This is a genomic window from Pseudomonas synxantha BG33R (assembly GCF_000263715.2).
Taxonomy (GTDB): domain Bacteria; phylum Pseudomonadota; class Gammaproteobacteria; order Pseudomonadales; family Pseudomonadaceae; genus Aquipseudomonas; species Aquipseudomonas synxantha_A.
Window position 1 is genome coordinate 3,557,051 of the sequence record NZ_CM001514.1, and the last position, 26,755, is coordinate 3,583,805.

Annotated in this window: 25 protein-coding genes; 13 read left to right on the forward strand and 12 right to left on the reverse strand. The window is 61.5% G+C overall.

The window, feature by feature from the left end; all coding sequences use genetic code 11:
- From PSEBG33_RS11905 to PSEBG33_RS11890, 4 genes are all read left to right on the forward strand, one after another.
- Nucleotides 1–774: a 3-hydroxybutyrate dehydrogenase gene (locus PSEBG33_RS11905; RefSeq protein ID WP_005788813.1), complete on the forward strand. Its 774-nt coding sequence runs from the start codon at nucleotides 1–3 to the stop codon at nucleotides 772–774.
- Between the two features lie 60 nt (nucleotides 775–834).
- Nucleotides 835–2,790: an acetoacetate--CoA ligase gene (locus tag PSEBG33_RS11900; protein WP_005788815.1), complete on the forward strand. Its 1,956-nt coding sequence runs from the start codon at nucleotides 835–837 to the stop codon at nucleotides 2,788–2,790.
- A 141-nt stretch (nucleotides 2,791–2,931) separates the two neighbouring features.
- A complete protein-coding gene (locus tag PSEBG33_RS11895) occupies nucleotides 2,932–5,469 on the forward strand; it encodes a PAS domain-containing protein (protein ID WP_005788817.1) in 2,538 nt (845 codons plus the stop codon).
- Between the two features lie 43 nt (nucleotides 5,470–5,512).
- A complete protein-coding gene (locus PSEBG33_RS11890) occupies nucleotides 5,513–5,788 on the forward strand; it encodes a peptidylprolyl isomerase (protein ID WP_003174397.1) in 276 nt (91 codons plus the stop codon).
- Between the two features lie 110 nt (nucleotides 5,789–5,898).
- On the opposite strand, the gene PSEBG33_RS11885 is transcribed toward PSEBG33_RS11890, so the two are convergent.
- The 8 genes from PSEBG33_RS11885 to PSEBG33_RS11850 form a co-directional block, all read right to left on the reverse strand.
- Nucleotides 5,899–6,804 carry a sugar kinase gene (locus PSEBG33_RS11885; RefSeq protein ID WP_005788821.1) on the reverse strand — a complete coding sequence of 302 codons (906 nt, stop codon included), beginning with the start codon at nucleotides 6,802–6,804 and terminating at the stop codon, nucleotides 5,899–5,901.
- Nucleotides 6,805–6,913: 109 nt separating this feature from the next.
- Nucleotides 6,914–8,122 (reverse strand): amino acid deaminase, encoded by a 1,209-nt coding sequence (locus PSEBG33_RS11880; protein ID WP_005788824.1) that lies wholly within the window; start codon nucleotides 8,120–8,122, stop codon nucleotides 6,914–6,916.
- Nucleotides 8,123–8,131: 9 nt separating this feature from the next.
- Nucleotides 8,132–8,896, reverse strand: coding sequence for an IclR family transcriptional regulator (locus PSEBG33_RS11875; RefSeq protein WP_005788826.1), 765 nt, complete (start codon nucleotides 8,894–8,896; stop codon nucleotides 8,132–8,134).
- Nucleotides 8,897–9,002: 106 nt separating this feature from the next.
- A complete protein-coding gene (locus PSEBG33_RS11870; protein ID WP_005788829.1) occupies nucleotides 9,003–9,392 on the reverse strand; it encodes a RidA family protein in 390 nt (129 codons plus the stop codon).
- A gap of 15 nt (nucleotides 9,393–9,407) precedes the next feature.
- Nucleotides 9,408–10,190: an amino acid ABC transporter ATP-binding protein gene (locus tag PSEBG33_RS11865; protein ID WP_005788831.1), complete on the reverse strand. Its 783-nt coding sequence runs from the start codon at nucleotides 10,188–10,190 to the stop codon at nucleotides 9,408–9,410.
- Nucleotides 10,187–10,849, reverse strand: a complete 663-nt coding sequence (locus PSEBG33_RS11860; RefSeq protein WP_005788834.1) for an amino acid ABC transporter permease — start codon at nucleotides 10,847–10,849, stop codon at nucleotides 10,187–10,189. The genes PSEBG33_RS11865 and PSEBG33_RS11860 overlap by 4 nt, the downstream gene beginning before the upstream one ends.
- Before the next feature lie 12 nt (nucleotides 10,850–10,861).
- A complete protein-coding gene (locus PSEBG33_RS11855) occupies nucleotides 10,862–11,524 on the reverse strand; it encodes an amino acid ABC transporter permease (RefSeq protein ID WP_005788836.1) in 663 nt (220 codons plus the stop codon).
- A gap of 52 nt (nucleotides 11,525–11,576) precedes the next feature.
- Nucleotides 11,577–12,425 carry a transporter substrate-binding domain-containing protein gene (locus PSEBG33_RS11850; RefSeq protein WP_005788838.1) on the reverse strand — a complete coding sequence of 283 codons (849 nt, stop codon included), beginning with the start codon at nucleotides 12,423–12,425 and terminating at the stop codon, nucleotides 11,577–11,579.
- Nucleotides 12,426–12,762: 337 nt separating this feature from the next.
- On the opposite strand from PSEBG33_RS11850, the gene PSEBG33_RS11845 reads away from it, so the two are divergent.
- Entirely contained in the window at nucleotides 12,763–13,098 is a 336-nt protein-coding gene (locus tag PSEBG33_RS11845) for a protein disulfide isomerase family protein (protein WP_005788840.1), read from the forward strand.
- Here PSEBG33_RS11845 and PSEBG33_RS11840 read toward each other — a convergent pair.
- The 3 genes from PSEBG33_RS11840 to rpiB form a co-directional block, all read right to left on the reverse strand.
- A complete protein-coding gene (locus tag PSEBG33_RS11840) occupies nucleotides 13,085–14,647 on the reverse strand; it encodes a TerC family protein (protein ID WP_005788842.1) in 1,563 nt (520 codons plus the stop codon). The genes PSEBG33_RS11845 and PSEBG33_RS11840 overlap by 14 nt on opposite strands.
- A gap of 395 nt (nucleotides 14,648–15,042) precedes the next feature.
- Nucleotides 15,043–16,023, reverse strand: a complete 981-nt coding sequence (locus tag PSEBG33_RS11835; RefSeq protein WP_005788844.1) for a sugar-binding transcriptional regulator — start codon at nucleotides 16,021–16,023, stop codon at nucleotides 15,043–15,045.
- A gap of 63 nt (nucleotides 16,024–16,086) precedes the next feature.
- Nucleotides 16,087–16,548: a ribose 5-phosphate isomerase B gene (gene rpiB, locus PSEBG33_RS11830; protein ID WP_005788845.1), complete on the reverse strand. Its 462-nt coding sequence runs from the start codon at nucleotides 16,546–16,548 to the stop codon at nucleotides 16,087–16,089.
- Between the two features lie 283 nt (nucleotides 16,549–16,831).
- Between rpiB and PSEBG33_RS11825 the strand changes: the two genes are divergently transcribed.
- The 7 genes from PSEBG33_RS11825 (at nucleotide 16,832) to dhaL (ending at nucleotide 24,128) form a co-directional block, all read left to right on the forward strand.
- Nucleotides 16,832–18,319, forward strand: coding sequence for a sugar ABC transporter ATP-binding protein (locus PSEBG33_RS11825; RefSeq protein WP_005788847.1), 1,488 nt, complete (start codon nucleotides 16,832–16,834; stop codon nucleotides 18,317–18,319).
- Complete coding sequence (locus tag PSEBG33_RS11820) at nucleotides 18,316–19,293, forward strand: ABC transporter permease (protein WP_005788849.1); 978 nt, start codon at nucleotides 18,316–18,318, stop codon at nucleotides 19,291–19,293. Before PSEBG33_RS11825 ends, PSEBG33_RS11820 begins: the two co-directional genes overlap by 4 nt.
- A gap of 34 nt (nucleotides 19,294–19,327) precedes the next feature.
- Nucleotides 19,328–20,335, forward strand: a complete 1,008-nt coding sequence (locus tag PSEBG33_RS11815; protein WP_005788851.1) for a substrate-binding domain-containing protein — start codon at nucleotides 19,328–19,330, stop codon at nucleotides 20,333–20,335.
- 153 nt (nucleotides 20,336–20,488) lie between these two features.
- Nucleotides 20,489–21,244: an SDR family oxidoreductase gene (locus PSEBG33_RS11810; protein ID WP_005788853.1), complete on the forward strand. Its 756-nt coding sequence runs from the start codon at nucleotides 20,489–20,491 to the stop codon at nucleotides 21,242–21,244.
- 27 nt (nucleotides 21,245–21,271) lie between these two features.
- The gene (locus PSEBG33_RS11805) at nucleotides 21,272–22,387 is read left to right on the forward strand and encodes an MDR/zinc-dependent alcohol dehydrogenase-like family protein (protein ID WP_032803582.1); all 1,116 of its coding nucleotides are present in this window, start codon (nucleotides 21,272–21,274) and stop codon (nucleotides 22,385–22,387) included.
- Nucleotides 22,388–22,482: 95 nt separating this feature from the next.
- On the forward strand, nucleotides 22,483–23,478 hold the full coding sequence (locus PSEBG33_RS11800) for a dihydroxyacetone kinase subunit DhaK (protein WP_005788856.1): 996 nt from the start codon (nucleotides 22,483–22,485) through the stop codon (nucleotides 23,476–23,478).
- A 2-nt stretch (nucleotides 23,479–23,480) separates the two neighbouring features.
- Nucleotides 23,481–24,128: a dihydroxyacetone kinase subunit DhaL gene (gene dhaL, locus PSEBG33_RS11795; RefSeq protein ID WP_005788858.1), complete on the forward strand. Its 648-nt coding sequence runs from the start codon at nucleotides 23,481–23,483 to the stop codon at nucleotides 24,126–24,128.
- On the opposite strand, the gene PSEBG33_RS11790 is transcribed toward dhaL, so the two are convergent.
- On the reverse strand, nucleotides 24,085–24,981 hold the full coding sequence (locus PSEBG33_RS11790; RefSeq protein ID WP_005788860.1) for a LysR family transcriptional regulator: 897 nt from the start codon (nucleotides 24,979–24,981) through the stop codon (nucleotides 24,085–24,087). The genes dhaL and PSEBG33_RS11790 overlap by 44 nt on opposite strands.
- Nucleotides 24,982–25,131: 150 nt before the next feature.
- Here PSEBG33_RS11790 and PSEBG33_RS11785 point away from each other — a divergent pair, with 150 nt between their 5' ends.
- On the forward strand, nucleotides 25,132–26,640 hold the full coding sequence (locus PSEBG33_RS11785; protein ID WP_005788862.1) for an MFS transporter: 1,509 nt from the start codon (nucleotides 25,132–25,134) through the stop codon (nucleotides 26,638–26,640).
- Nucleotides 26,641–26,755 lie beyond the last annotated feature (115 nt).

Below are 26,755 nucleotides of genomic sequence, written 5' to 3' on the forward strand. Positions count from 1 at the left end.
ATGACGACTTTGAATGGCAGGACCGCTCTGGTCACCGGCTCCACCAGCGGCATCGGCTTAGGGATAGCACTGAGCCTGGCCAAGGCCGGCGCCAACCTGATTCTCAACGGCTTTGGCGACGCCAGCGCGGTGATCGCCCAGGTGCAGGCGTTTGGCGGCAAGGTCGGGCATCACCCGGCGGATGTCAGCGACCCGGCGCAGATCGCCGACATGCTCACCTACGCCGAGCGCGAGTTCGGTGGCGTGGATATTCTGGTCAACAATGCCGGTATCCAGCATGTGGCGGCGGTGGAAGACTTCCCGGTGGAGCGCTGGGATTCGATTATCGCGATCAACCTGTCCTCGGTGTTCCACAGCACACGTTTGAGCTTGCCGGGCATGAAGGCCAAGGGCTGGGGGCGTATCGTCAATATCGCCTCGGTGCACGGCCAGGTCGGCTCAGTGGGCAAGGCTGCGTATGTGGCGGCCAAACATGGGGTGATCGGCCTGACCAAGGTGGTGGGCCTGGAAACCGCCACCAGCAATGTGACCTGCAATGCGATCTGCCCGGGCTGGGTGCTGACGCCGCTGGTGCAGAAGCAGATTGATGATCGCGTGGCCAATGGAGTCGACCCGCAACAGGCGCAGCAGGATTTGCTGGCTGAAAAACAGCCGTCCCTGGAGTTCGTCACGCCTTCGCAACTGGGCGAGCTGGTGTTGTTTTTGTGCAGCGAGGCCGGCGCCCAGGTGCGCGGTGCGGCGTGGAATATCGACGGTGGCTGGCTGGCCCAATAACCCCAGACACATTGGAACTTCACTGTTTGGAAGACCGATACTAGAACAAGAGATTTCGCTATGTCCGACATCCTCTGGCAACCCTCGCCCGAACGCATCGCCAACACACGGATGGACCAGTTCCGCCGCTTCATCAACCAACGCCACGGCCTGCACCTCCACGACTACGCTGCCCTGCACCAATGGAGCATCGACCAGCGCCCGGACTTCTGGCGGGCGATTGTCGCGTTCTTCGACGTGCAGTTTCGCAGCCCGCCCAGCGTCACGCTGATCGAAGACATCGAGATGCCCAGCGCCCAATGGTTTCCCGGCGCCACCCTGAACTTTGCCGAGCACCTGTTGCGCCGCCGCGACAATCATCCTGCGGTGGTGGCTGTCAGCGAAGACGGCCAACGTGAACAATTGAGCTATGCGCAACTGGCGGAACACGTTGCCGGCCTGCAAAAAAGCTTGCGGGCGGCCGGGGTTGGCATGGGTGACCGGGTGGCCGCGTGCATGCCTAACACCTGGCAAACCCTGGTGGGTATGCTTGCCACTACCAGCCTCGGCGCGATCTGGTCATGCTCCTCGCCGGATTTCGGCACCCAGGGCGTCATCGATCGATTCGGCCAGATCGAACCCAAGGTGCTGATTACCTGCGCCGGCTACCGCTATGCCGGCAAAAACATCGACCAGAGCGCCAAGCTCAATGAAATCCTCGCGCGCCTGCCCTCCCTGCAACAGCTGATCATCGTGCCCTACGCCCGGCCTCAGGCACAGGTCGACGATTACCTGAGTCAAGCCCGGGTCACGCTGTGGGACGACTTCTATCAGGCCGGCGGCGTGCCCGATTTTGTCGCAGTGCCGTTCGATCATCCGCTGTATATCCTCTATTCCAGCGGCACCACCGGCATCCCCAAATGCATCATCCATGGCACCGGCGGCGTGCTGCTCACGCACCTCAAGGAACACGGCCTGCACGCCGACCTGAGCCGCGAGGACTGCCTGTTCTACTACACCACATGCGGCTGGATGATGTGGAACTGGCTGGTGTCGGTGCTGGCGATTGGCGCCACGGCGGTGCTGTATGACGGCTCACCGTTCCACCCCGGCCCCGAGCGTTTGATCGACTTGATCGATGCGGAAAAAATCAGTGTATTCGGCACCAGCCCGAAATTCCTCGCTACCCTGGAGAAAGCCGGGTTGCAGCCACGCCTGAGCCACGACCTGAGCAGCCTCAGGGGCCTGATTTCCACCGGCTCGCCACTGTCACCCCAGAGCTACGACTATGTGTACCGCGAGATCAAGAACGAGCTGTGCCTGTCGTCGATGTCCGGTGGCACCGATATCGTCTCCTGCTTCGTGATCGGCAACCCGGTGCTGCCGGTGCGGCGTGGCGAGATGCAGTGCAAGAGCCTGGCCATGGCCATCGAGGTGTGGGACGACCAGGGCCGGCCGCTGATCGGGGAAAAAGGTGAACTGGTCTGCACCCGGCACTTTCCGGCCATGCCCATTGGGCTGTGGAACGACCCGCACCAGCACAAGCTGCGCGCCTCCTATTTCAGCCAGTTCCCCGGCGTATGGGCCCAGGGTGACTATGCCGAGCAGCGGGCCAATGGCAGCCTGCTGATTCATGGGCGCTCAGACGCGGTGCTCAACCCTGGCGGCGTACGCATCGGCACCGCCGAGATATACCGCCAAGTGGAAAAAGTCCCGCAGGTGCTGGAAAGCCTCGCCATCGGCCAACGCTGGCAGGACGATGTGCGTGTGGTGCTGTTTGTGCGCCTCGATGACGGTGTCGAGCTGGATGAGGCGCTGCAACAGCAGATCCGCCAGGTAATCCGTGCCAACACTACGCCGCGCCACGTACCGGCCAAGATCCTCGCCGTCACGGACATCCCGCGCACCATCAGCGGCAAGATCGTGGAGTTGGCGGTGCGCAACGTGGTACATGGGGAGCCGGTAAAGAACACCGATGCCCTCGCCAATCCCGAAGCACTGGAGCAGTTTCGCCGACGCCCTGAACTGGGTTTTTAGATGAAAGGTTTCAGCGCTGAACCGCTGTTTTGAAGAAAAGCCGTCAATGCGTGCTATTTTTCCGGGGTAGTCATCCATTGATGATCCTTGGGACAATGGATGTGGTCATTTTTCAAAGCGTCGTGTTCAGGGCTTTTTTTCATGAATGGAACATCCACCGGTAGCGAAGCCGCTGCATTGATCAAGCGGCTGGACTGGGCGCAAAGCCCCCTCGGTGAGGCCAGCGAGTGGCCGCAGAGCCTGCGTACCGCCGTCGATATCGTCGTGCATTCGCCGATGCCGATGGTGCTGCTGTGGGGCCCGCAACTCATACAACTGTATAACGATGGTTTTGCCCAACTGGTGGGCAACAAGCACCCCGGCGCCCTGGGCCAGCCTGCGCATCAGACCTGGCCGGAGCTGCAAAGCTTCGCTGCGCCGGTGTACGACGCGGTGCTCGGTGGCCAGGTGCGCACCTTCAGCGAGCAGCGTTTTGTCTTGCAACGCGAATGTCGCGACACCGAAATCTGGCTCGACCTGACCTACAGCCCGGTGCGCGACGAAAGCGGCCAGGTGGCAGGCATCCTGGTCACCGCCATCGAAACCAATGAACGGCGCAGCAAAACCCTGGAACTGCAGCAGCGCTCCGAAGCGAGCCTCAAGGCCCAGCACAACACCGAGCAGCGCCTGCAACTGGCACTGGCAGCGACCGATGCCGTGGGCACCTGGGACTGGGACATCGGTGAAGACCACTTTATCGCCGATGCACATTTCGCCTACCTGCACGGTGTCGACCCGAGTGACGCCGGCCTGCTGCCCATCAGCGCCTATCTGCTCGGCGTGCATCCCGAAGACCGTGGCATGGTCACGCGCAGCATCAAGCATTGCATCACGTTCGGCACTGAATACGCCGAGGAGTACCGCCTGCTGCAAGCCGACGGTCAGGTGCGCTGGGTGTTTGCCCGTGGCCGCTGCTACAAGGACCAACAAGGCCGACCCGCACGCTTCCTCGGTGCCGCGCTGGACCTTACCGAGCGCAAGCACACCGAACAGGCGCTGCGCCAGAGCCAGACCGAGCTGCAACTGATCATCAACGCCATGCCGGTGCTGATCGGCTACGTGGACCATGAACAGCGCTTTCGCCTGAACAACAGCGCCTACCTCGACTGGTACGGCAAGACGCCCCAGGAACTGTACGGCAAGACCATCCGCGAAGTGCTCGGTGATGAGGTGTATGCCGGGCGAATCGACAAGATCGAAGCGGCCCTGAACGGCAAGGCGTGCAGCTTCATGACCCTCACGCCCCATCGCGACGGCCGCCCGCGCCACGCGTTGATGAAATACCTGCCGCGCTTCAGCAATGACGGTTCGGTGAATGGCTTCTACATTTTTGTGATCGACGAGACCGAACGCAAACTCACCGAAGAAGCCCTGCGCCATCTCAACGAGAACCTCGAAGAGCGCGTGGCCCAGCGTACCCAGGCGCTGGCCGAGGCCAACCAGCGCCTGCAAAACGAGATGTTCGAGCGTGAACGGGCCGAAGACGCCCTGCGCCATGCGCAGAAGATGGAAGCGGTGGGCCAGCTCACCGGCGGTATCGCCCATGACTTCAACAATATGCTCACCGGCATCATCGGCAGCCTGGACCTGATGCAGCGCTATATTGCCGCCGGGCGCAGCGAGGAGATTGGCCGCTTTGCCGATGCCGCCGTATCCTCGGCCCATCGCGCCGCCGCCCTCACCCACCGCCTGCTGGCGTTTTCGCGGCGCCAGTCGCTGGACCGCCGCCCCACCGACCCCAACCAGCTGGTGGCATCCCTGGAAGATCTGTTCCAGCGCACCAAGGGCGCGCATATCGCGCTCAAGGTGCAACTGGGCAAAGACATCTGGCCGGTAAATACCGATGCCAGCCAATTGGAAAACGCCCTGCTCAACCTGGTGATCAACGCCCGCGACGCCATGCCCGACGGCGGCGAGTTGCTGATCGAAACCGCCAACAGCTACCTGGACGGCACCGACATCACCACCCTGGAGCCGGTCAAGGCCGGCGACTACGTGATGCTCGGCGTGAGCGACAACGGCAGCGGCATGGCGCCGAAAATCCTCGCCAAGGCATTCGACCCGTTCTTCACCACCAAGCCTATCGGCCAAGGCACCGGCCTTGGGCTGTCGATGATTTACGGCTTTGCCCAGCAGTCCGGTGGCCATGTAACGATCCAGAGCGAACCGGGCCAGGGCACCTGCGTGCGCCTGTACCTGCCGCGCCTGTACGGCACCGCACTGGAAAGCGACCTGCCCGTCAGCCTCACCGAAGCCCCGGTGGCCCTGGCCGGTGAAGCCGTGGTGGTGGTCGAGGACGACCCCGCAGTGCGCATGTTGGTGGTCAACGTCCTCGACGAACTGGGCTATACCGCGCACCAGGCGGCCGACGCCCGTGCCGCGCTGCCGCTGCTGGAGTCGGATTTGCGCGTGGATTTGCTGGTGACCGACGTTGGCCTGCCGGGCATGAACGGCCGGCAACTGGCGGAAATCGCGCGCCAGCATCGCCCCGGCCTGCGGGTGTTGTTCATGACCGGCTATGCCGAGAAAGCCGCTGAGCGCCAGGGCTTTTTGGAAGACGGCATGGACATGGTCGCCAAGCCCTTTTCGATCGACCTGCTGGCCACCAAAATCCGCAGCATGATCGGCGTCGAGGCCTGAGTTCAGGCATAATCGCGCGCCGTCGCACACCTGGTAGAAATCAATGAAAGCCCAAGCCCGTCATATCCTGGTGAAAACCAGCGAAGAAGCCGAACAACTCAAGCAGCGCATTGCCAAGGGCGAAGCCTTTGACGTGCTGGCCAAGAAGTACTCCACCTGCCCGTCGGGCAAGCGTGGCGGCGATCTGGGCGAAGTGCGGCCCGGGCAGATGGTAGGCGCGATTGATGCGGTGATCTTCAAGAAGCCGGTGAAGGTGGTGCACGGGCCGATCAAGAGCAAGTTTGGCTATCACCTGGTGCAGGTGTTTTACCGGGATTGAGCACTTGGCTCCAGACCGCTATCGCAGGCAAGCCAGCTCCCACATTTAGCGGTGTACACCCGGTAAAATGTGGGAGCCGGGCTTGCCCGCGATCCGCCGCAAGCGGCCATTCACCTCGGTATCAGCGCCCCCGGCAGCTGAATCACCCGGCTCGCCAATCGATGCCCCGCCAATGCAGCCTCTTGCGGCGAGCCACCTTTGAGCCGCCCGGCCAGATACGCCGCACTGAACGAATCTCCCGCCGCCGTAGTGTCCACCACCTTTTCCACCTTCAACGCCGGCACCGCAAAACGCTCTCCCGCACAGCGAATCAAACACGCATCCGCGCCACGCTTGAGCACCACTTCTGCAATCGATGGATAGGCCGCAAACACCTGCTCGCTGTCCTCATAGCCAAACAGCGCGTGCTCGTCATCCTCGGTCAACAAGGCAATATCCACTTCAGCCAAGACCTTGCGATAAGCCGCACGGGCCGCTTGCACATCGGCCCATAGCCGTGGCCGGTAATTGTTATCGAACACCACCTTGCCACCTCGGCGGCGGGTTTCGACCAGGGTGTCCAGCAAGCGCTCGCGCCCGACCTCGCCCAGCACCGCCAGGGTAATGCCGCTGAAATACACCACGTCATAGTCCGGCAACGCTGCCAGGATCGGCTCGGCCGCAGGCGTGGTGAAGCAGTCACGCACGGCCGCTTCGTTGCGCCAGTAGAGAAACTTGCGCTCGCCATTGGCGTCGGTCTGGATGCAATACAAGCCCGGCAGACGCCCGGGCAGGCGCTGGACCATACCCAGGCCAAGGCCCTCGGTTTGCCACTGCTGGCACATGGCGTCGCTGAAACTGTCATCGCCCAAGGCGGTGACGTAGTCGACACTGGCGCACTCGCCCAGCTCACGGCGCAGGTACACCGCCGTGTTCAGGGTGTCGCCGCCGAAGCTCTGGTGCAGGCTGCCGTCGGCGCGGTGTTGCAGTTCGATCATGCATTCGCCGATAAGGGCGATGCGGGGTTGGGTGGTCATGGCTGCTGTCTCGGTGGGGCTGATGGCCTCATCGGGGGCAAGCCCCCTCCCACAGGGGAATGCATTCCAAATGTGGGAGGGGGCTTGCCCCCGATAGGTGCGGCTCGGTCTAGAAACAGGTACGCAGCGACTCGACCACCTGCAACTGCTCATCCACCAGGCAACCCACCTGCCATTTGTCGAAAGTCAGGCAGGGATGGGACGTGCCAAACGAAATAATGTCGCCAATGCGCAACTCAACCCCCGGCGCTACGGTCATGAACGCATGTTGGTCCATCACCGCCGTGACCTTGCACGCGCTCACATCATCACCGTGCGCCGGGACGATCCCGGCCTTGTAGCGCTTGAGCGGCACCGGCAAGCCGGCGTCATAGGCCACGTCGCGCTTACCCAGGGCAACCACCGCAAACCCCGGCTCCGGCAGCGACTGCACGTGCGCCCAGACCTCCATCGCCGGGCGCAGGCCCTCGTTGAGGTCGCTGCGTCGGTCGAGCACGCAGCATTGCGCATCTTTGTAGATGCCATGGTCGTGGGCCACGTAGCTGCCTGGGCGCAACACACTGAGGAAACGACCGGCAGCGTTCTGCGCCTCGAACGACTCGGCGATCAGGTCGTACCAGGCCGAGCCCGACGCCGTGATGATCGGTTTGGGCAGGTCGAACAGGCCGCTGTCTTGCAGGTCCACCGCCAGGCGCACCAGGCTGGCAGCGAAGTCACGGATGCCGCTGATGGCGTGCTCACCGTGGATCACCCCTTCGTAGCCTTCGATGCCGGTCAACGCCAATGCCGGTTGGGCCTTGATCGCCCGGGCCAGTTCACGCACTTCTTGTTCGCTGCGACAGCCACACCGGCCGCCGACCACGCCGTACTCGATCATCACGTTCAGACGCAGGCCGCGCGCGGCGAAGAACAGGCCCAGGTCCGCGACGTTGTCCGGGTGATCGACCATGCAATGGAAGTCGAAATCCTGATCGGCCAACAGGTCGGCGATCAGCGCCATGTTCGGCGCCCCCACCAATTGGTTGGCCATCAGCACACGACGCACGCCACCGGCGTAGGCGGCGCGGGTTTGTACGGCGTTGGCCAGGGTGATCCCCCAGGCACCGGCGGTGATCTGGCGCTCGAACAGCGCAGGCATCATGCTGGTCTTGCCGTGGGGCGCCAGCTCGGCGCCGCTGTGGCTGACAAAGTCCTGCATCCAGCGAATATTGTGCTCCAGGGCGTCACGGTGCAGCACCAGCGCCGGCAGGCTGACATCGCGGACCAAATGGGCACCGACGGCGGCGGCACCTTTTTCAACGGCATTGAGGGCAGACATGGAAAACTCCTATTCGTTGATGCGCCGGGCCAGGCTGTTGGCGCTGTCGATCAGCACCCGGCGATAGTCGTGGTAGTGCTTGCTGGCATCGGCTCGCGGGGCAACGATGCACAGGGTCGCAATGCTGATGCCCTGGGCGTCCCGCACCGGGGCGGCGAAGCAATGGGTGAAGGTGTCGGCCACACTGTCGAAGGAAAAGAACCCATCGACGGTGGCCTGGCGGATCTGCACCAGGAAGGTATCGAGCGGCAGGCGCAGGCCGTCCGGCAGGATGAAATCGTCGGGGTCGATCAGCTCGATGATCTGCTGGTCGCTCAAATGCCCCAGCAACAAACGCCCGGAAGCGGTCCACGGGATCGGCGCGTTTTCACCGATATCCGAAGAAATACGAAAATGCCGCTGGCCTTCGCGCATCAGCGCCACCGTGTACTTGCGCCCGTTGAGCAGGCACATCTGCGCGGTTTCGTGGGTCTGGCTGACGATTTCCTGCAGGGCGTGATCGGCCTCGCGGGTCAGGTCGAAGTGCCGCAGGTGCGCCTGGCCGAGGAAATACAACTGGCGCCCCAGATACACGTGACCGTCCTTGCCCACGGTTTCCAGAATGCGCCGCTCCAGCAGCGACGCGACCAATTCGTAGACCGTGGACTTGGGGCTGCCGATGCCGCTGGCAATGTCATTCGGGCGCAGGGGTTGGCCGACTTCCTTGAGAAAATCGAGGATATCGAACGCACGGTCCAGGCCTTTGGCGCGGCGTTTGATGGTGTCTTCGGTCATGGCAGTGATGGGTCCGGTCAAAGTTCCAGGGTTTGGCAGAGATTCCCTGTGGGAGGGGGCTTGCTCCCTCCCACAGTTGATTTTCTGTGGGCTTTAGAATGTGGATTCAGCCCTTTTTCTTGTAGGCCACGCAGTCGATCTCAACCTTGCAATCAACCATCATATTGGCCTGCACACAAGCCCGCGCCGGGGCGTGCTCGGGGGTGAAGTATTCGCCGAAGACCTTGTTGAAACTCCAGAAGTCCCGTGGATCTTCCAGCCACACGCCCACGCGTACAACATCCTTGAGTTCATAGCCGGCTTCTTCGAGGATCGCCACCACGTTGCGCATGGTCTGCCGGGTTTGCTCGACGATGCCGCCACTGATGATTTCGCCATCCACCGCCGGCACCTGGCCCGACACATACAGCCAGCCATCGGCCTCCACCGCGCGTGCGAACGGGCGTGGCTGGCCGCCACCTGCGGTGCTGCCGGTACCGTAACGAGTAATGCTCATAAAAGTTGCTCCTTGTTAAAAACGAATGTTCTTTAAAAATTCCGCCAGCCGCGGCGACTGCGGCCGCTCGAAGATGTCCTTCGCAGTGCCCTGCTCTTCAATGCAGCCCTGGTTCATGAAGACGATCTGGTCGGAGACTTCATAGGCAAAGCGCATTTCGTGGGTGACCAGCAACATGGTCATGCCCTCCTCCGCCAGCCCCTTGATCACGCTGAGCACTTCGCCTACCAGCTCCGGATCGAGGGCCGATGTGACCTCGTCGAACAGCATCAGACTGGGGTTCATGGCAATGGCGCGGGCAATCGCCACGCGCTGTTGCTGACCACCAGACAATTGGCCGGGAAAGTGGTTGCGCCGCTCCAGCAGGCCGACGCGGTCCAGCCACTTTTCGGCCAGGGCCACGGCTTCATCCTTGCCCATCTTCTTGACCTTGAGCAAGCCAAGGGTGACGTTTTGCAGCGCGGTCAGATGCGGGAACAGATTGAATTGCTGGAACGCCATGCCGGTCATGGCGCGGTGCTGGGCAATCACCCGCTCCGGGTGCCGTACGCGCTTGCCGCTGACCTCGCTGTAGCCAATGGACTCGCCGTCCAGGGTGATCTGCCCGCCCTGGAACTCCTCAAGCAAGTTCACGCAACGCAGCAAGGTGGTCTTGCCCGAGCCGCTGGAGCCGATCAACGTCACCACATTGCCGCGCTGCATCGACAGATCGACACCCTTGAGCACTTCCACCTGGCCGTACTGTTTACGCAGGCCACGAATGTCCAGCAGCGCTGGTTTGGTTTGAGCTTGGTTCATGGCAAGGCCACCCGCTTTTCAATGTAGCGCCCGAATAATTCGATGGCGTAGTTGATGACAAAGAACATGAAACCGGCGAACAGGTAGAACTCCAGGGTCATGAAGGTGCGGGCGATCACCTGCTGGGTGCTGAGCAGCAATTCGGCCACGCCGATCACCGACAGCAAGGTGGAGGCCTTGACGATTTCGGTAGAGGAATTGACCCAGGTCGGCAAAATCTGTCGCAACGCCTGGGGCAACAACACATAGCCCAACGACTGGTAAAACGTCAGGCCAATGGCCTTGCCCGCTTCCAGTTGCCCACGGGGAATGGCTTGCAGTGCACCGCGCACGATTTCCGACACGTGGGAGCCACAGAACAGGGTCAACCCGACCGCACCGGCCTGGAATGCACTGATCTGCCAGCCCAGGGCCGGGAGCATGTAGAAACACGCCAACACCAGCACGAACACCGGGGTGCCTCGAATCAGATCGACGTACAGACGAAACGGCGCGCGCATCCAGAACTTGCCGTAGGTCAGGATCAACCCGGCGACGATACCGATCAGGGTGCCGAAGATAATCGCCAGTGCCGAGACCGACACACTGGCCTGGAAGCCGACCCACAGGGTCTCGCGGGCGATCCACAATTCATGCAGCCAACTGGGGGATTCATACATGCAAACCCTTCCTTAACGACGGATCGCCAGACGCTGCTCCAGGTAACGGAGCAGCATGGCAATCAGGTAACAGGCAGCCACATAGAGCGCGGTCGTCACCAGCCAGGTTTCAATCACCCGGTAGCTTTCAACGTTGATCTTGCGGGCGTAATAGGTCAGCTCCGGCACCGCGATCGCGGCGGCCAGGGATGTGTCCTTGAACAGCGAGATAAAGTTGTTCGACAGTGCCGGCAACACGTTGCGCAGCATCACCGGCACGGTGATATAGGCACGAATCCGCCATTCGCCAAGGCCGATCGCCAACCCCGCTTCGCGCAAGCCCTTGGGAATATTCAACAACCCGGCGCGGAATACTTCGGTCAGGTAGGCACCGGCGTACAGCGACAAGGTGACGATGAACGAAGGGATTTTGTCCAGGCGAATCCCCAGGGACGGCAAGGCGAAATAGATCAACAAGATCAACACCAGGATCGGCGTATTGCGCACCACCGTCACGTACACCGAGGCCAGGATGCGCAACGCGCGGTGCCGGGACAGCATGGCAAACGCCATCAGCAGGCCGATCACGCAGCCGATGGCAATCGACAGCAAGGCCAACTGCAGGCCCAGGCCGAGCCCCGCCAGCAAGGTGTCGAAGTCACGCCAGACGGCGGCAAAATTCAACTGATAGTTCATGGTCGGCAATACCTGAGTGAGGCGTGCTCAAGCACGCCCCGGCTGTTCCGGATCATTTGAATTCCACGGGAAAACCGATGGCCGGTTCTGGCAGGTCAACGCCGAACCACTGCTTGAAAGAAGCCTTGTAGGTGGGAAACTCCACACCGGTCATGGCTTCATGCAGCGCGGTGTTGACGAAATTCAGCCAATCCTGGTCGCCACGCTTGACCGCACACGCGTAGGTTTGCGGGCTCCAGGCGTAAGTGGGGCTGCGGTAGCGACCGGGGTTCTGCACCATCAGGTATTTGACCGAGGACTGATCGGTGGCAGCCGCATCGGCGCGGCCGGAGTTCACGGCCTGGTACATCAGGTCGACACTGTCGTACTGGTCGACCTTGGCTTTGGGCAGTGCCTGGTGCACCAGTTCTTCGGCGTACACGTTTTGCAGCACGGCCACGGTCACGTCATCGCCTGCGGCTTGAAGGTCTTCGATTTCCTTGTACTTGCTGTTGTTGGGCAACAGCAGGCCGACGCCTTCGCGGTAGTACGGCAAAGTAAAAGCCACCTGCTGCGCACGGCTGGCGGTGACGGTGATGAACTGGCAGCTCATGTCGACCTTGTCCGTCAGCAGGTTGGGAATGCGCGCATCGGATGACTGCACCACAAACTCGACCTTGCTCGGGTCATTGAACAAACCCTTGGCCACCATGCGGCCGATGTCGATATCAAACCCCTGCAATTTGCCATCCGCTCCCTGGAAGTGCCACGGCGCATTGGTACTGCCTGTACCCACGATCAGATGCCCGCGCTTGAGCACATCATCCAGCTTGCTGTCTGCCGCCTGCACCATGCTTGTGAAGGAAGCCGATGCGGCAACAAGAAAAACACACGCTTTGAATACGGATGGTCGGTGATGCATGACAAGCACTCCAGGGATTGTGTATTCCGCTATACCGGAACTTGGTATGTAACAACGGAATAGACAGCAGAAAGTGTGCCACAGACGCCAGAGGAAACCTATGGCGGCAAGAAATGCTTTATGGATCAGCGTGATAGTGATTGAAGCGGCATACAGCATTGCGCCGTCACCGTATGGCTGTGCTACGCAACGCCCCACGACGGTGTTACTGCGCACCGATCTGAACACTTGAATCAAGCAGGTACCAAGCGCGCGAAGAGGGACCTGTGAAGGTTGACAGTAGACCGGAACGATTTTCCAACTTAGCTTAGGCCAAGGAGTGACAAGGAGACGCCCGATGAGCTACGTCAATGCAGTGATCGCAAATAAGGCGGAATTTGACCGCGAACTCAATACGAGGCAACCCGTATTCGTTGTATTCATCTCCCATGATTGCGCGGCATGCACTGACGCAATGCCACGCTTCATGCGGATAAGCCAGCGGTACAAGCACCAGATCAAGATCATGATCCTCGATTGCACCGAAACACCAAGCCATCCAAGCGTGGACCGAATTCCAATGCTGCTGATCTACCAGGACCAACAGCTTCAGGAAACCGTTCCCGGACTCGGCGAGCAAGCGATTGAACACGCGTTCAAGCGATTCGCTCGCCTCCAGATCAAGGAGCCGTAAGCGGCGACAAACAAACCTGCGTCACCCTCCGCTCTTCCACCGCGGCCACAGTCAGGCGCCACCCCTCGTATTCAAGACTATCGCCCACAACCGGCAAGCGATCCAACAGACTCATCACCAGACCGGCCAGGGTCTGGTAATCCTCCGTCGCCACGGCCTTGAAGCCGGTGCGTCGGCTCACCTGATTAAGATTCAAGGCACCATTGGCACGAAAGCCCGCGCCCTCCTCGACAATGTCCGGGCCTTCGATTTCACTGGCATCGGGCAATTCACCGGCGATGGATTCCAGAATATCGGTCATGCTCAACACGCCCATGAAGTCCCCGAATTCGTTGATCACAAAGGCGATGTGGGTGGACTCCTGGCGCATCTGCTCCAGGGCATTGAGGATCGAAAAGCTCTCCAGCAGGTTGATCGCCCGGCGCGCCAGGTGCTCCAGGTTCGGCTCGTTACCGGCCAGGTACTCCTTGAGCAGTTCCTTCTTGTGCACAAAGCCCAAGGGTTCATCCACCGCACCGTTGCGGATCAGCGGCAAACGCGAGTAGGACGAATGCATCAGCTTCAGGCGGATCGTGTCGGGATCGTCCGCCAGGTCGATGCAGTCAACCTTGGCCCGTGGTGTCATCAGGGTACGAATCGGCCGTTCGGCCAGTTGCAGCACCCCGCTGATCATCACCCGCTCACGTCGATCAAACAGCGGGCCCTGCGCAGTATCCGGCTCGCCCAGCAAGTCAGCGACCTCTTCACCCACCTCTTCCACCGCCAGGCTACGACCACCCAGCAGACGCATCACCGCATGGGCGGTACGCTCACGCACCGGCAGCACACCTTGTGCCGATTTCTTGCGACGCGAGCGGGCGATCTGGTTGAACACCTCGATCAGAATCGAGAAACCAATGGCCGCGTACAGGTAGCCCTTGGGAATATGGAAGCCCAAGCCTTCGGCGGTCAGGGCGAAACCGATCATCATCAAAAAGCCCAGGCACAGCATGATGACCGTAGGGTGGGCGTTGACGAAACGGGTCAGCGGCTTGCTTGCCACGATCATCAAACCGATGGACACGATCACCGCGATCATCATCACCGCCAGCTCATCGACCATGCCCACTGCGGTAATCACCGCGTCGAGGGAGAACACTGCGTCGAGCACCACGATCTGCGCCACGATCGGCCAGAACATCGCATAAGCCACATTGCCCTTGTGCTGGGCCACGTGGCCTTCCAGGCGTTCGTGCAGCTCCATGGTGGCCTTGAACAACAGGAACACACCACCGAACAGCATGATCAGGTCACGGCCGGAAAAGCTCTTGTCGAACACCTCGAACAGCGGCTGGGTGAGGGTCACCAACCAGGAAATACTCGCCAACAGGCCCAGACGCATCAGCAACGCCAAGGACAAACCGATCAAGCGCGCACGGTCGCGCTGCTCCGGCGGCAACTTGTCTGCCAGGATCGCGATAAACACCAGGTTGTCGATACCCAGCACCAGTTCCAGCACAATCAAGGTCGCCAGGCCGAGCCAGGCCGTGGGATCTGCTAACCATTCCATTTATAGAGTCTCTGTCTTTTAAATTTTTAGAACGCCGGGCACGGCAACGTGCGGTCATACGACCGGGACAAGGTTAGTTGACGGAATACGGGGTGCTTCAGCGGGAACAGCGACAGTGGTTGTCTTGGGGAAAGACGACTGGGAGGCTCCGAGAGGGTGTTCATGCAAGTCCTGAAATGACAAAAGGACTTGAATCCTACATTTGAAATACAAAATTCCCACAGCGCAAAACTATTACAAAACCTGTAAACCCCTATCAGAAGCACAGCAACTCTTGTGGGAGCTGGCTTGCCTGCGATGCAGACACCTTGGTGTTTCAGGCATACCGAGGTGATTGCATCGCAGGCAAGCCAGCTCCCACAGAAAGCCTGCCCACAAGTCAGGTGGGCGATAAATCAAGACTTTCGGGTGGCATCATCCAGCGCCAGAATGGTGTGAGCATTGGTGACCGTCGTCGCCAGCGTATTGATCACCCCCGACCGCAACGCCCCCAGCGTCGCCGCGGCCTTGGTATTTTCACTGGCAATCGCCACCACATCCGGGATGCGGAACAGCTCCTGCACCGTCAACCCGATCACTCGGCCTTGAATGGCGTTGACCGCCGGCTGGCCGTGAATATCGATAAAGTCATAGCCCATCATGTCGCCCACCGTGCCGGACAACCGCGCCTGGGCGATTTCCTGGGGCGAGAACCAGCCCATGCGCACCATGTTGCTGTTTTCGCTCATATCACCAATGCCGATCAGGGCAATGTCGGCACGCCGGGCGCGGTCGAGGGTGGAGCGTACCGTGTCGTTATTGATCAACACACCACGCAGTTCCGGGTTGGCCACCAGGGCCGGGGCGTACAGGCTTTCGCTCTCGCCGCCAAAGCGCAGGGCCAGGCGCCGGCAGATATGGTCGGGGTTCATGTACTCGCCGGCCTTGAGCGAACCACCGATAGCACATACGAACGTGCAGTTGCGCGTCACCGGCAGGAACACGTTATCGGCCACCGCGCCGACGTTACGGCCCATGCCCACGGCGACGATCATGCCATCGCCCAAGGTTTTGTTCAGGTAGTTGGCGACCAGGCTGGCGACTGCCGAGCGCTGGGTGTCGGGGTCGCTGTGGTCAACGGCGATCAAGGCGCGGTCGAGCTTGAAGCGCTCCACCAACGCGCGCTCCAGTTCGTTGTTCATCGCCGGGTGCTGCAACACGCGCACCTCGACAATGCCTTCATCTCGCGCACGCTTGAGCAGGCGGCTGACTTTGGCCCGCGACAGGTCAAAGCGCTTGGCAATGGCTTCCTGAGTGACGTTCTCAAGGTAATAGAGCATCGCCACTTCGGTCATTTGATCGATATCGCTGGCCATGCGCTGGGTACTGTCACTCATGGGGACGGGCTTCCGTTTCGGCGTCAAAGGCGCATTCTCCCGACTCTTGCCCCGTGCCGTCCACTACTGATGCCCATCGCGCTCGATTGCGTTGATGCGCTCGACCTTGGCCCCGGAACGCGCCGCCTCGAACTCCGAGGCCAGGAACGCCGTGACAATGCTCTTGGCCAGTTCGGCGCCGATCACCCGCGCACCGATGGACAGAATCTGCGCATCGTTGCTCTTGCGCGCCCGCTCCGCCGAATAGGTGTCATGGGCCTGAGCCGCACGGATACCCAACACCTTGTTGGCCGAGATGGCCATGCCGATGCCGGTGCCGCACACCAGCACGCCGAGGCGCTGCTGCCCGGCGCTGATGGCGTTGGCCACGGCCAGCGCGATGTCCGGGTAGAGCACCGGCGCAGTGGAATGGGTGCCGAAGTCAGTGACCGGGTAACCCAGCGCCTCGATATGGCGCTTCAACAGCTCTTTAAGCTCAAAACCCGCTTCATCGCATCCGATAGCCACCGGAAAAGGTGTGTTCATGGCGTCTGGCTCCGCTGCCCTGACCTAGATTAAGACTGATCAGATGATCACTCAGTGAAATTTTGCTCAGTCATTTCGCGATCATTATGCCCTTCATGTCAAGCGAGATTTAACTGACCTTGCAGTCAAAGCGGGATAAACAGCCGATATAGTCTCTACAGATGAGAATCAACGCTTTTTAATGAAAGAGATTGACTGATCAGAATTTCATTTGATACACATATGATCACAGCGAAACATGACTGTGCGACCTAATAAGAATTCACAGCACGAGGACACGCCGATGGCCAAGCCATTACTGCTCCAGGCTGAACACGTCGCCAAGGCTTACGCCGGGGTACCTGCCCTGCGTGACGGGCGCCTCTCTCTGCGCGCCGGCAGCGTCCACGCCCTGTGCGGTGGCAATGGCGCCGGCAAGTCGACCTTCCTGAGCATCCTGATGGGCATCACCCAGCGTGACGCCGGCACCATTGTGCTCAACGGTGCACCGGCGCAGTTCAACCGCCCCAGTGAAGCCTTGGCGGCCGGGATCGCGATGATCACCCAAGAGCTGGAACCCATCCCCTACATGACCGTCGCCGAAAACATCTGGCTGGGCCGCGAGCCGCGCCGCGCCGGTTGCATTGTCGACAGCAAGGCCCTGAACCGCCGCACCCGCGAGCTGCTGGAAAGCCTGGAGTTCGACGTCGACGCCACCAGCCCCATGCATCGCTTGAGCGTGGCGCAGATTCAACTGGTGGAAATCGCCAAGGCGTTCAGCCATGACTGCCAGGTGATGATCATGGACGAGCCCACCTCGGCCATCGGCGAGCGCGAGGCAGAAACCCTGTTCAAGGCCATTCGCCGCCTCACTGCACGGGGTGCCGGTATCGTGTATGTGTCCCATCGCTTGAGCGAACTGGCGCAAATCGCCGACGACTACAGCATCTTCCGCGATGGCGCATTCGTGGAAAGCGGGCGCATGGCCGATATCGACCGCGACCACCTGGTACGCGGCATTGTTGGCCAGGAACTGACGCGCATCGACCACAAAGTCGGCCGTGAATGCGCCACCGACACCTGCCTGCAAGTCGACAACCTGAGCCGCAACGGCGAGTTCCACGACATCAGCCTGCAATTGCGCCGTGGCGAAATTCTTGGCATCTACGGGCTGATGGGCTCCGGGCGCAGTGAGTTTCTCAACTGCATCTACGGCCTGACCGTAGCCGATTCCGGCAGTGTCACCCTGCAAGGCAAGCCCATGCCCATCGGGCTGCCCAAGGCCACCATCAACGCCGGTATGTCGCTGGTCACCGAAGACCGCAAGGACAGTGGCCTGGTGCTGACCGGCAGCATCCTCTCCAACATCGCGCTGTCGGCCTACAAGCGCTTGTCGAGTTGGTCGCTGATCAATGCGCGCAAGGAAGCCCAACTGGCCGAAGACATGGTCAAGCGCCTGCAGATCAAGACCAGCTCTCTGGACCTACCGGTGGCGTCCATGAGCGGCGGCAACCAACAAAAAGTCGTGCTCGCCAAATGCCTGTCCACCGAGCCGGTGTGCCTGCTTTGCGACGAACCCACCCGCGGCATCGATGAAGGCGCCAAGCAGGAGATCTACCACCTGCTCGACCAGTTCGTACGGGCCGGCGGCGCCGCCATCGTGGTGTCGTCCGAAGCTCCGGAACTGCTGCACTTGAGTGATCGCATTGCCGTATTCAAGGGCGGCCGGCTGGTGACCATCAGCACCGACACCGCCCTTTCCCAGGAAGCCTTGTTGAGTCTTGCCTCATGAATGCCAAAACCCTTGCCGCCCCTGTCACCACCGCGCCACGCAACCGCTTGCGCCTGTCTCTGGACCGCTTCGGCCTGCCGCTGGTGTTTATCCTGCTGTGCGTGGTGATGGCGTTCTCCAGCGAATACTTCATGACCTGGCGCAACTGGATGGACATCCTGCGCCAGACCTCCATCAACGGCATCCTCGCCGTGGGCATGACTTACGTGATCCTGACCAAGGGCATCGACTTGTCGGTAGGTTCGATCCTGGCCTTTGCCGGATTGTGCAGCGCGATGGTCGCCACCCAGGGCTATGGCCTGTTGGCGGCGGTCAGCGCCGGGATGTTTGCCGGGGCGATGCTTGGCGTGGTCAACGGTTTCATGGTCGCCAACCTGTCGATCCCTCCGTTCGTGGCCACCCTGGGTATGCTCAGCATCGCCCGCGGCATGACCTTTATCCTCAACGACGGCAGCCCGATCACCGACCTGCCCGACGCCTACCTGGCGCTGGGTATCGGCAAGATCGGCCCGGTGGGCGTGCCGATCATTATCTTTGCCGTGGTCGCGCTGATCTTCTGGATGGTGCTGCGCTACACCACCTACGGCCGCTATGTATACGCGGTGGGCGGCAATGAAAAAAGCGCGCGCACCTCCGGCATCGGCGTGCGCAAGGTGATGTTCTCGGTGTACGTGGTTTCGGGCCTGCTCGCCGGATTGGCCGGCGTGGTGTTGTCGGCACGTACCACCTCTGCCCTGCCCCAGGCCGGGGTTTCCTATGAACTGGATGCGATTGCCGCGGTGGTAATCGGCGGCACCAGCCTGTCGGGCGGTACCGGCAGCATTGTCGGCACCTTGTTCGGGGCGCTGCTGATCGGCGTGATCAACAACGGCCTGAACCTGCTCGGCGTGTCCTCCTATTACCAGCAGGTCGCCAAGGGCCTGATCATCGTGTTCGCAGTACTGATCGACGTGTGGCGCAAGAAAAAACGCTAGAGAACGACCCACAACAATAACCGGAGTTCTACTCATGAAACTTGGTACCACTTTGGCCGCTGCGGCGACCCTCACCCTGCTTGCCAGCAGCATCGCCCTGGCGGCCGATGGCAAGACCTACAAGATCGGCGCAGCCGTCTACGGCCTCAAGGGCCAGTTCATGCAGAACTGGGTGCGTGAGCTCAAGGAACATCCGGCCGTCAAGGATGGCACCGTGCAGCTGACCGTATTCGACGGCAACTACGACGCCCTGACCCAGAACAACCAGATCGAAAATATGGTGACCCAACGCTACGACGCGATTCTGTTCGTGCCCATTGATACCAAGGCCGGTGTCGGCACGGTCAAGGCGGCCATGAGCAACGACGTGGTGGTCATCGCCTCCAATACGAAAGTAGCCGATGCCAGCGTGCCGTATGTGGGGAACGACGACGTCGAAGGCGGCCGCCTGCAGGCCCAGGCCATGGTCGACAAGCTCAACGGCAAGGGCAACGTGGTGATCATCCAGGGCCCGATTGGCCAGTCGGCGCAGATCGACCGGGAAAAAGGCGAGCTGGAGGTGTTGGGCAAACACCCTGACATCAAGATCATCGAGAAGAAAACCGCCAACTGGGACCGCGCCCAGGCCATGACCCTCACCGAAGACTGGCTCAACGCCCACCCCAAGGGCATCAACGGCGTGATCGCCCAGAACGACGACATGGCCCTCGGCGCCGTGCAGGCCCTGAAGTCCCACGGACTGACCTCCAAAGAGGTACCCGTGACCTCCATCGACGGTATGCCGGATGCGATCCAGGCGGCAAAAAAAGACGAAGTCACCACATTCCTCCAGGACGCCCAGGCCCAATCCCAAGGCGCACTGGACGTGGCCCTGCGCGCCCTGGCCGGTGAGGACTACAAGCCGCAATCGGTGATCTGGGAGCGCTACGCCAAGGACGTGAAATGGGGTGACGGCACGGCCAGGAACTACATCCTGCCGTGGGTGCCAGTGACCAATGCCAATGCGGATGCGCTGTACCAGCAAGTCAGCGGCGGCAAGTAGTCAGTGGCTTGAAACACAGTCAACTGTGGGAGCTGGCTTGCCTGCGATGCAGGCGCCTGGGTGCATCAGGTAGACCGGGTCGATGCAATCGCAGGCAAGCCAGCTCCCACATTGGACCGCGTTCTACCTTTTGATCTGTAACAGGAGTTATTCATGTCTGGTTTCTGGAACCAAGCCTTCGACCTCAATGGCCGTTGTGCGGTGATCACCGGCGGTGCCGCCGGGATCGGCCTGGCCTGTGCCACTCTGATGGTGGAACGTGGTGCGCGGGTGGCGCTGCTCGACCGCGACCCGGCGGTGGTCGAAGTGGCCGCCCGCCTGGGTACCGGGCACCTGGGCATTGCCGTCGACCTCGGGAAGATCGACCAGATCCAACCGACTGTCGACAACGTCTTCGCTCACTTCCAACGCCTGGATTACCTGATCAACAGCGCAGGCGTGGTACTGCTGGACAAGGCTATCGACGTCAGCGAAAGCGCCTGGGACACCACCCTGGACATCAACCTCAAGGCCAGTTTTTTCATGGCCCAGGCTTGCGCCAAACACATGCTCGCCCAGGGCAGTGGGCGCATCGTCAACCTCGCCTCCCAGGCCGCCGTGATTGGCCTGGACCGCCACGTCGCCTACTGCGCCAGCAAGGCGGCGATTGTCGGCATGACCAAGGTATTGGCCATGGAATGGGCGCCGCAGATCAACGTCAACGCCATCTCCCCCACCATCGTCGAAACCGCCCTGGGCAAGAAAGCCTGGGCCGGCGACGTGGGTGAGCGGGCCAAATTGCAGATCCCGGCGGGGCGTTTTGCCCAGCCGGAAGAAATCGCCGGTCTGGCGCTATACCTGCTCAGCGATGCCGCGCAGATGATCACCGGCGCCAACATGGTGATCGACGGCGGCTACAGCATTCAGTAATTCATCTTTATGTCGTGAGGTCTTGTCATGTCCACCGTCACCGAACGCACACCCGAACAACTTGCCCCGAGCATCCCCAAAACCATGCAGGCCGTGGTCTGCCATGGGCCGGAAGACTACCGCCTGGAAACCGTCGACGTGCCCACCCCCGGCCCCGACGAGATCCTGACCAAGGTCGAGCTGTGCGGCATTTGCATGGGCGATATCAAGACCTATCGCGGCGCGCCGTCGTTCTGGGGCGACGCCGAGCAACCGCGCTACGTGAAGCCGCCGATGATTCCCGGGCATGAGTTCGTGTGCCGTGTGGTCGCCCTTGGCCCAGGCGCCGAAAAGCGCGGCGTGGCGGTCGGCGACCGGGTGATTTCCGAACAGATCGTGCCGTGCTGGGGTTGCCGCTTCTGCAACCACGGCCAGTACTGGATGTGCCAGAAGCATGACCTGTATGGCTTCCAGAACAATGTGCAGGGCGCCATGGCCCAGTACATGATTTTCACCAAGGAAGGCATCATCCACAAAGTGCCGGAATCCATCGCCCCCGATGAAGCGATCCTGATCGAGCCATTGGCCTGCTCGCTGCACGCCGCAGAGCGCGCCGACGTCGACCATGACGACATTGTGGTGGTCGCAGGCGCCGGCACTTTGGGCCTGGGCATCATCGGCGCGGTGCGGTTGCGCAACCCGAAAAAGCTTATCGTACTGGACATGAAACCCGAGCGCGCCGCCCTCGCCCTGCGCATGGGCGCCGACGAAGTCTGGAACCCGGCCGAGGTCGATGTGCTGGCCAAAATCCGCGAGATCACCGACGGCTACGGCTGCGACATCTACATCGAAGCCACCGGGCACCACAAGGCCGTCAACCAGGGGCTGGCGATGCTGCGCAAGTTGGGGCGCTTCGTCGAGTTCAGCGTGTTCAATGACGAGGCCACGGTCGATTGGTCGATCATTGGCGATCGCAAGGAGCTGGACATCCTCGGCTCGCACCTGGGGCCCTATATGTACCCGAGAGCCATCGACTTTATCGGTAACCGCAAAATCGACATGCGCGATGTGGTGACCCACAAGTTTGCCCTGGCGGATTTCAAGGAGGCGTTTGCGGTGATGGAGCGCGGCGATAAATCGCTCAAGGTGGTGCTCGAACCCTGATTCCAGCAGCAACACACAAACTGTGGGAGCTGGCTTGCCTGCTCCCACAATGGAGGGGTGTCACCCCTTAGAACAAGAACACAGGAACCCGCGTTATGAATCGAGTCATCAACGATCCCGACCAAGTGGTCGAAGACATGCTGCGCGGCATCCTGGTCGCGCACCCCGAACTGCGCCAGTACGAAACCAACCCGCGGGTCATCGTCAAGGCCCAGCCCTCCGGTCAGGGCCGGGTCGGCATCGTCACCGGCGGCGGCTCGGGGCATGAACCGGCGTTCCTAGGCTATGTCGGGCCGGGCCTGGTGGATGCCGTAGCCGTCGGTGAGATTTTTTCCTCGCCCACCGCCAAGAGCTTTTTCGACGCCTTCCGTGCCGCCGACCATGGCGCGGGCGTGGCGTGCCTGTATGGCAACTACGCAGGCGACAATATGAACGTCAAGCTGGCGATGAAGATGGCCGCCAGCAAAGACATGCGCATCCGCACCGTGGTGGCCAACGACGACGTGGCTTCGGCGCCCAAGGCCGATATCGCCAAGCGTCGCGGAGTGGCCGGGGAAATCTTCATGTGGAAGATCGGCGGTGCCGCCGCCGCCCAGCATTACGACCTCGACGGGGTGATTCGCGTCGCGCAGAAGACCGTCGACCAGTGCCGCTCGATCGGTATCGGCCTCACGCCCTGCACCATCGCCGCCGTGGGCAAGCCGAACTTCCAGATCCCTGACGGCCAGATGGAACTGGGCATCGGTCATCATGGCGAGCCGGGCATCGAAGTCATCCCGATTGAACCGGCCGCCGCCATGGCCGAGCGGATGCTTGCGCCGATCCTGGCCGACCGCGATTTCAGCCAGGACGACAGTGTGGTGGTGCTGGTCTCGGGCCTTGGCGCCACGCCAGTGATGGAGCTGTACATTTTCTACGCCGAGGTGGAAAAACAACTCAAGGCCAAGGGCTTGAAGATCCACCGTTGCTACGTCGGCAACTACTTCACCTCCCTGGAAATGATGGGCGTGACCCTGCTCGGCCTCGACGCCGAGCTGAAAACCCTGATCGACCAACCCTGCCGTTCCATCGGCATGACCCAGGCGGAGTAAACATGAGCCAGCACTTTTCCACCCGTGACGGCAGCGCCATCGTCGCCGATCTGGTCAGCGTCATCGTGGCCAATCGCGAATACCTCAGCGAAGTCGACGGCGCCATTGGCGACGGCGACCACGGCATCAACATGGCCAAGGGCTTCGCCCACTGCGGTCGCACTATCGAAGGCCGCCAACTGAGCCTGGCCCAAGCCCTGGATGAACTGACCCTGAGCCTGATGGAAGGCATCGGCGGCTCCATGGGCCCGCTGTATGGCAGCCTGTTTATTGGCATGGCCGACGAAGTGCGCAATTGTGAAGACATCGACGCCGCGACCTTCGCCCATCTGTTGCGCGGCGGCTTGACTTCACTGCAGGACATCACCGAGGCGGGCGTGGGGGACAAGTGCCTGATGGATACCCTTATTCCTGCAGTAGAGGCGTTTGAACAGGCACATGCATCCGGGGCGTCTTTCAACGATGCGCTGGAGGCGATGAAAACCGCCGCCTCCCAGGGGCGCGATTCGACCAAGGACCTGGTGGCCAAGATCGGCCGCGCCAGTCGCCTGGGCGAGCGCTCTCTCGGGGTGCTGGACGCCGGGGCGGTGTCGTGCTGCCTGATTCTTACGCGCCTGGCCGACTCGGTGCAGCCGCGACTGACTGCTTGACCTGCTGGATATACCGCGCCACCGCCGGCGCTTTTTCAAAACGCCGGTAAATCAACGACAACCACGACGACGCCTCATTGCCCTGGATACTGCGATACACCACGCCCGGCAGGCTCACATGCCCGACCATCGATGCTGGCACTACCGCAACCCCCTGCCCCAACGACACCAGGGCCACCACCGCCACCAACCCGCCCGGCTGCGCGCCGAGGCGCGGTGCGTAGCCGCCCTGGGCGGCGACATGCAAGGTGCCGCTGATTTGTTCCGGCAGGATAAACGTCTCGTTTTCCAGGTGCTCGCAGGTGATTGCCTTAAGCCCCAGCAGCCAGGAATCATGGGCCAGCGCCAGCACAAAGCCTTCGCTGTCCAGGCGCACCGCCTCCACGCCGTCCGGCAGAGTCATCGGCGAACGGATATAACCGATATCGCAGCGCCCATCTGCCACCGCGCCCGGTAGCGCAGCCATAGCCCATTCGCGCAGGTTCACGTTCACATCGGCAAACGCCTGGCTGAACCCCCGTACCTGACGCTGCAACAGCCCGCAGTACAGCGCCGAGGCCACGTAACCCAACTCAATATGCCCGATCTCGCCACGCCCGGCGCGCTGGGCATTGCGCTGGGCGAACTCGAATTGGCGCACGGCGGCTTCGGCCTCGCTCAGCAGCGCGGCACCCGCTTCGGTGAGGCTGACTTCGCGCTGCCGGCGGATAAACAAGCGCGTGCCCAGGCTGGTTTCCATGTCCTGGATTTGCCGGCTCAGGGTCGGCGGCGCAATACCCAATTGCTCGGCGGCGCGGGTGAAATTGCGCTGCCGGGCCACGGCCAGAAAGTAACGAAAATGGCGGATTTCCATGGCAGTATTAGCTCAAAGGTAATGAAGTACTTCCTGGCGCCTAACAAAAATGTGATTAGCCAGGGATAAGCTCGCAGTACCTGAACCCTAGAGAGCCCTTGCGATGCAAGTCAACCGAGATTTCCGTATTGCCTATCAGGTAATTTGCTTGTGAGCCAGGTCAGTCCACGCCTGACGCTGGTGACCGCCTCCGCTGTCTGCGCGTTGATCGTGCTGGATACCAACATCGTTGCCGTCACGCTGCCGAGCATCGCCCGTGACCTGGGCGCCAACTTTGCCGATATCGAGTGGGTCGTCAGCGCTTATATGCTGGCGTTCGCCGCCTTGTTGTTGCCGGCCGGGAGTATCGCCGACCGCTTTGGCCGCAAGAAAACCCTGGTCTGGGGCCTGGGTATTTTCATCTTCGCCTCCCTAGGCTGCGGTGCAGCACCCACTGCGCTGTGGCTGGACATCGCCCGGGCCGTGAAGGGGGTGGGTGCGGCGCTGCTGCTGACCTCGGCACTGGCGTCTATCGGGCATACCTTCCACGATGAAATAGAACGCGCCAAGGCCTGGGCGTTCTGGGGCGCGTGCATGGGCGTGGCGATGACCGCCGCACCGACCCTGGGCGGCTTGATTACCGAGTACCTGGGCTGGCGCTGGATTTTCTATCTCAACCTGCCGGTGGGGCTGGTACTGATGGCCTTGGTGCTGCGGGCGATTCCCGAGTCCCGCGACACCCGATCGGCGCGCCTGGATCCCTGGGGCAGCCTGGCGTTCAGTGGCAGCTTGCTGTGCCTGATCTGGGGGCTGATCGAGGCCAATCGCATCGGTTGGGATAGCCCGCTGACCTACGCCCGCCTCATCGGTGGCGGGCTGTTGATGGGCGTATTTGTGCTGGTCGAGCACCTGCAGCAGCGACCGATGGTAGACTTGCAGCGGTTTCGGCACCCGCGCTTTATCGGCGCCTTGCTCGGCATGTTTGCCTACGCCGGTTGCGCCCAGGTGATGATGACGTTGCTGCCGTTCTACCTGCAGAACGGCCTGGGTTTCTCCGCGATTGCCTCGGGCCTGGGCATGTTGCCGTTTGCCTTGACCATGCTGATCTGCCCGCGCGTCGGTGTACGCCTGGCGGCACGCTTCACACCGGCGACCATGATGGCGAGTGGCTTGACCCTGGTGGGCTGCGGCAATCTGTTGAGCGCGTGGGCCGTGCAGGCCGGCGGCTATCTGCCCTTTGCCCTGGCGATCGCCGTCACCGGTGCAGGCGCGGGGTTACTCAATGGCGACACGCAGAAAAACATCATGGCCTGCGTGCCACGAGATCGCGCAGGCATGGCCTCGGGCATGAGCACCACCATGCGCTTCAGCGCAATCATGTTGGCCATCGGCGTGTATGGCGCATTGCTGAGCAGCCACAGCGAACAGTTGCTGAGCGCGAGTATCGACCCGCAGTGGCAGGCGCAGGTGGCGGGTATTGCTTCGCGGGTGGTAGCCGGTGATATGCCCGCGGCGCTGGATCTGGTGCCCGAAGCAGCGCGGGTGACGGTGCAACCGCTGGCGCGGCAGGCGTTCGTGGGTGGGTTCAGCGAAGTGTTGTGGGTGGCGGGTTTATTGGGGCTGCTGGGCGCGCTGGTGGTGGGGAGCCTGATGCGCAAGCCGATACCCACACACAGCTGAATGTTGGAAAGGCTTGCCCCCGATGAGCATCGGTATCTACACAACTTTGTAGCAGCTAAATGTAACCACGATGCGCAGCGAGCCGCCCTTGATCTTGATCTGCTTTTGATCTTGA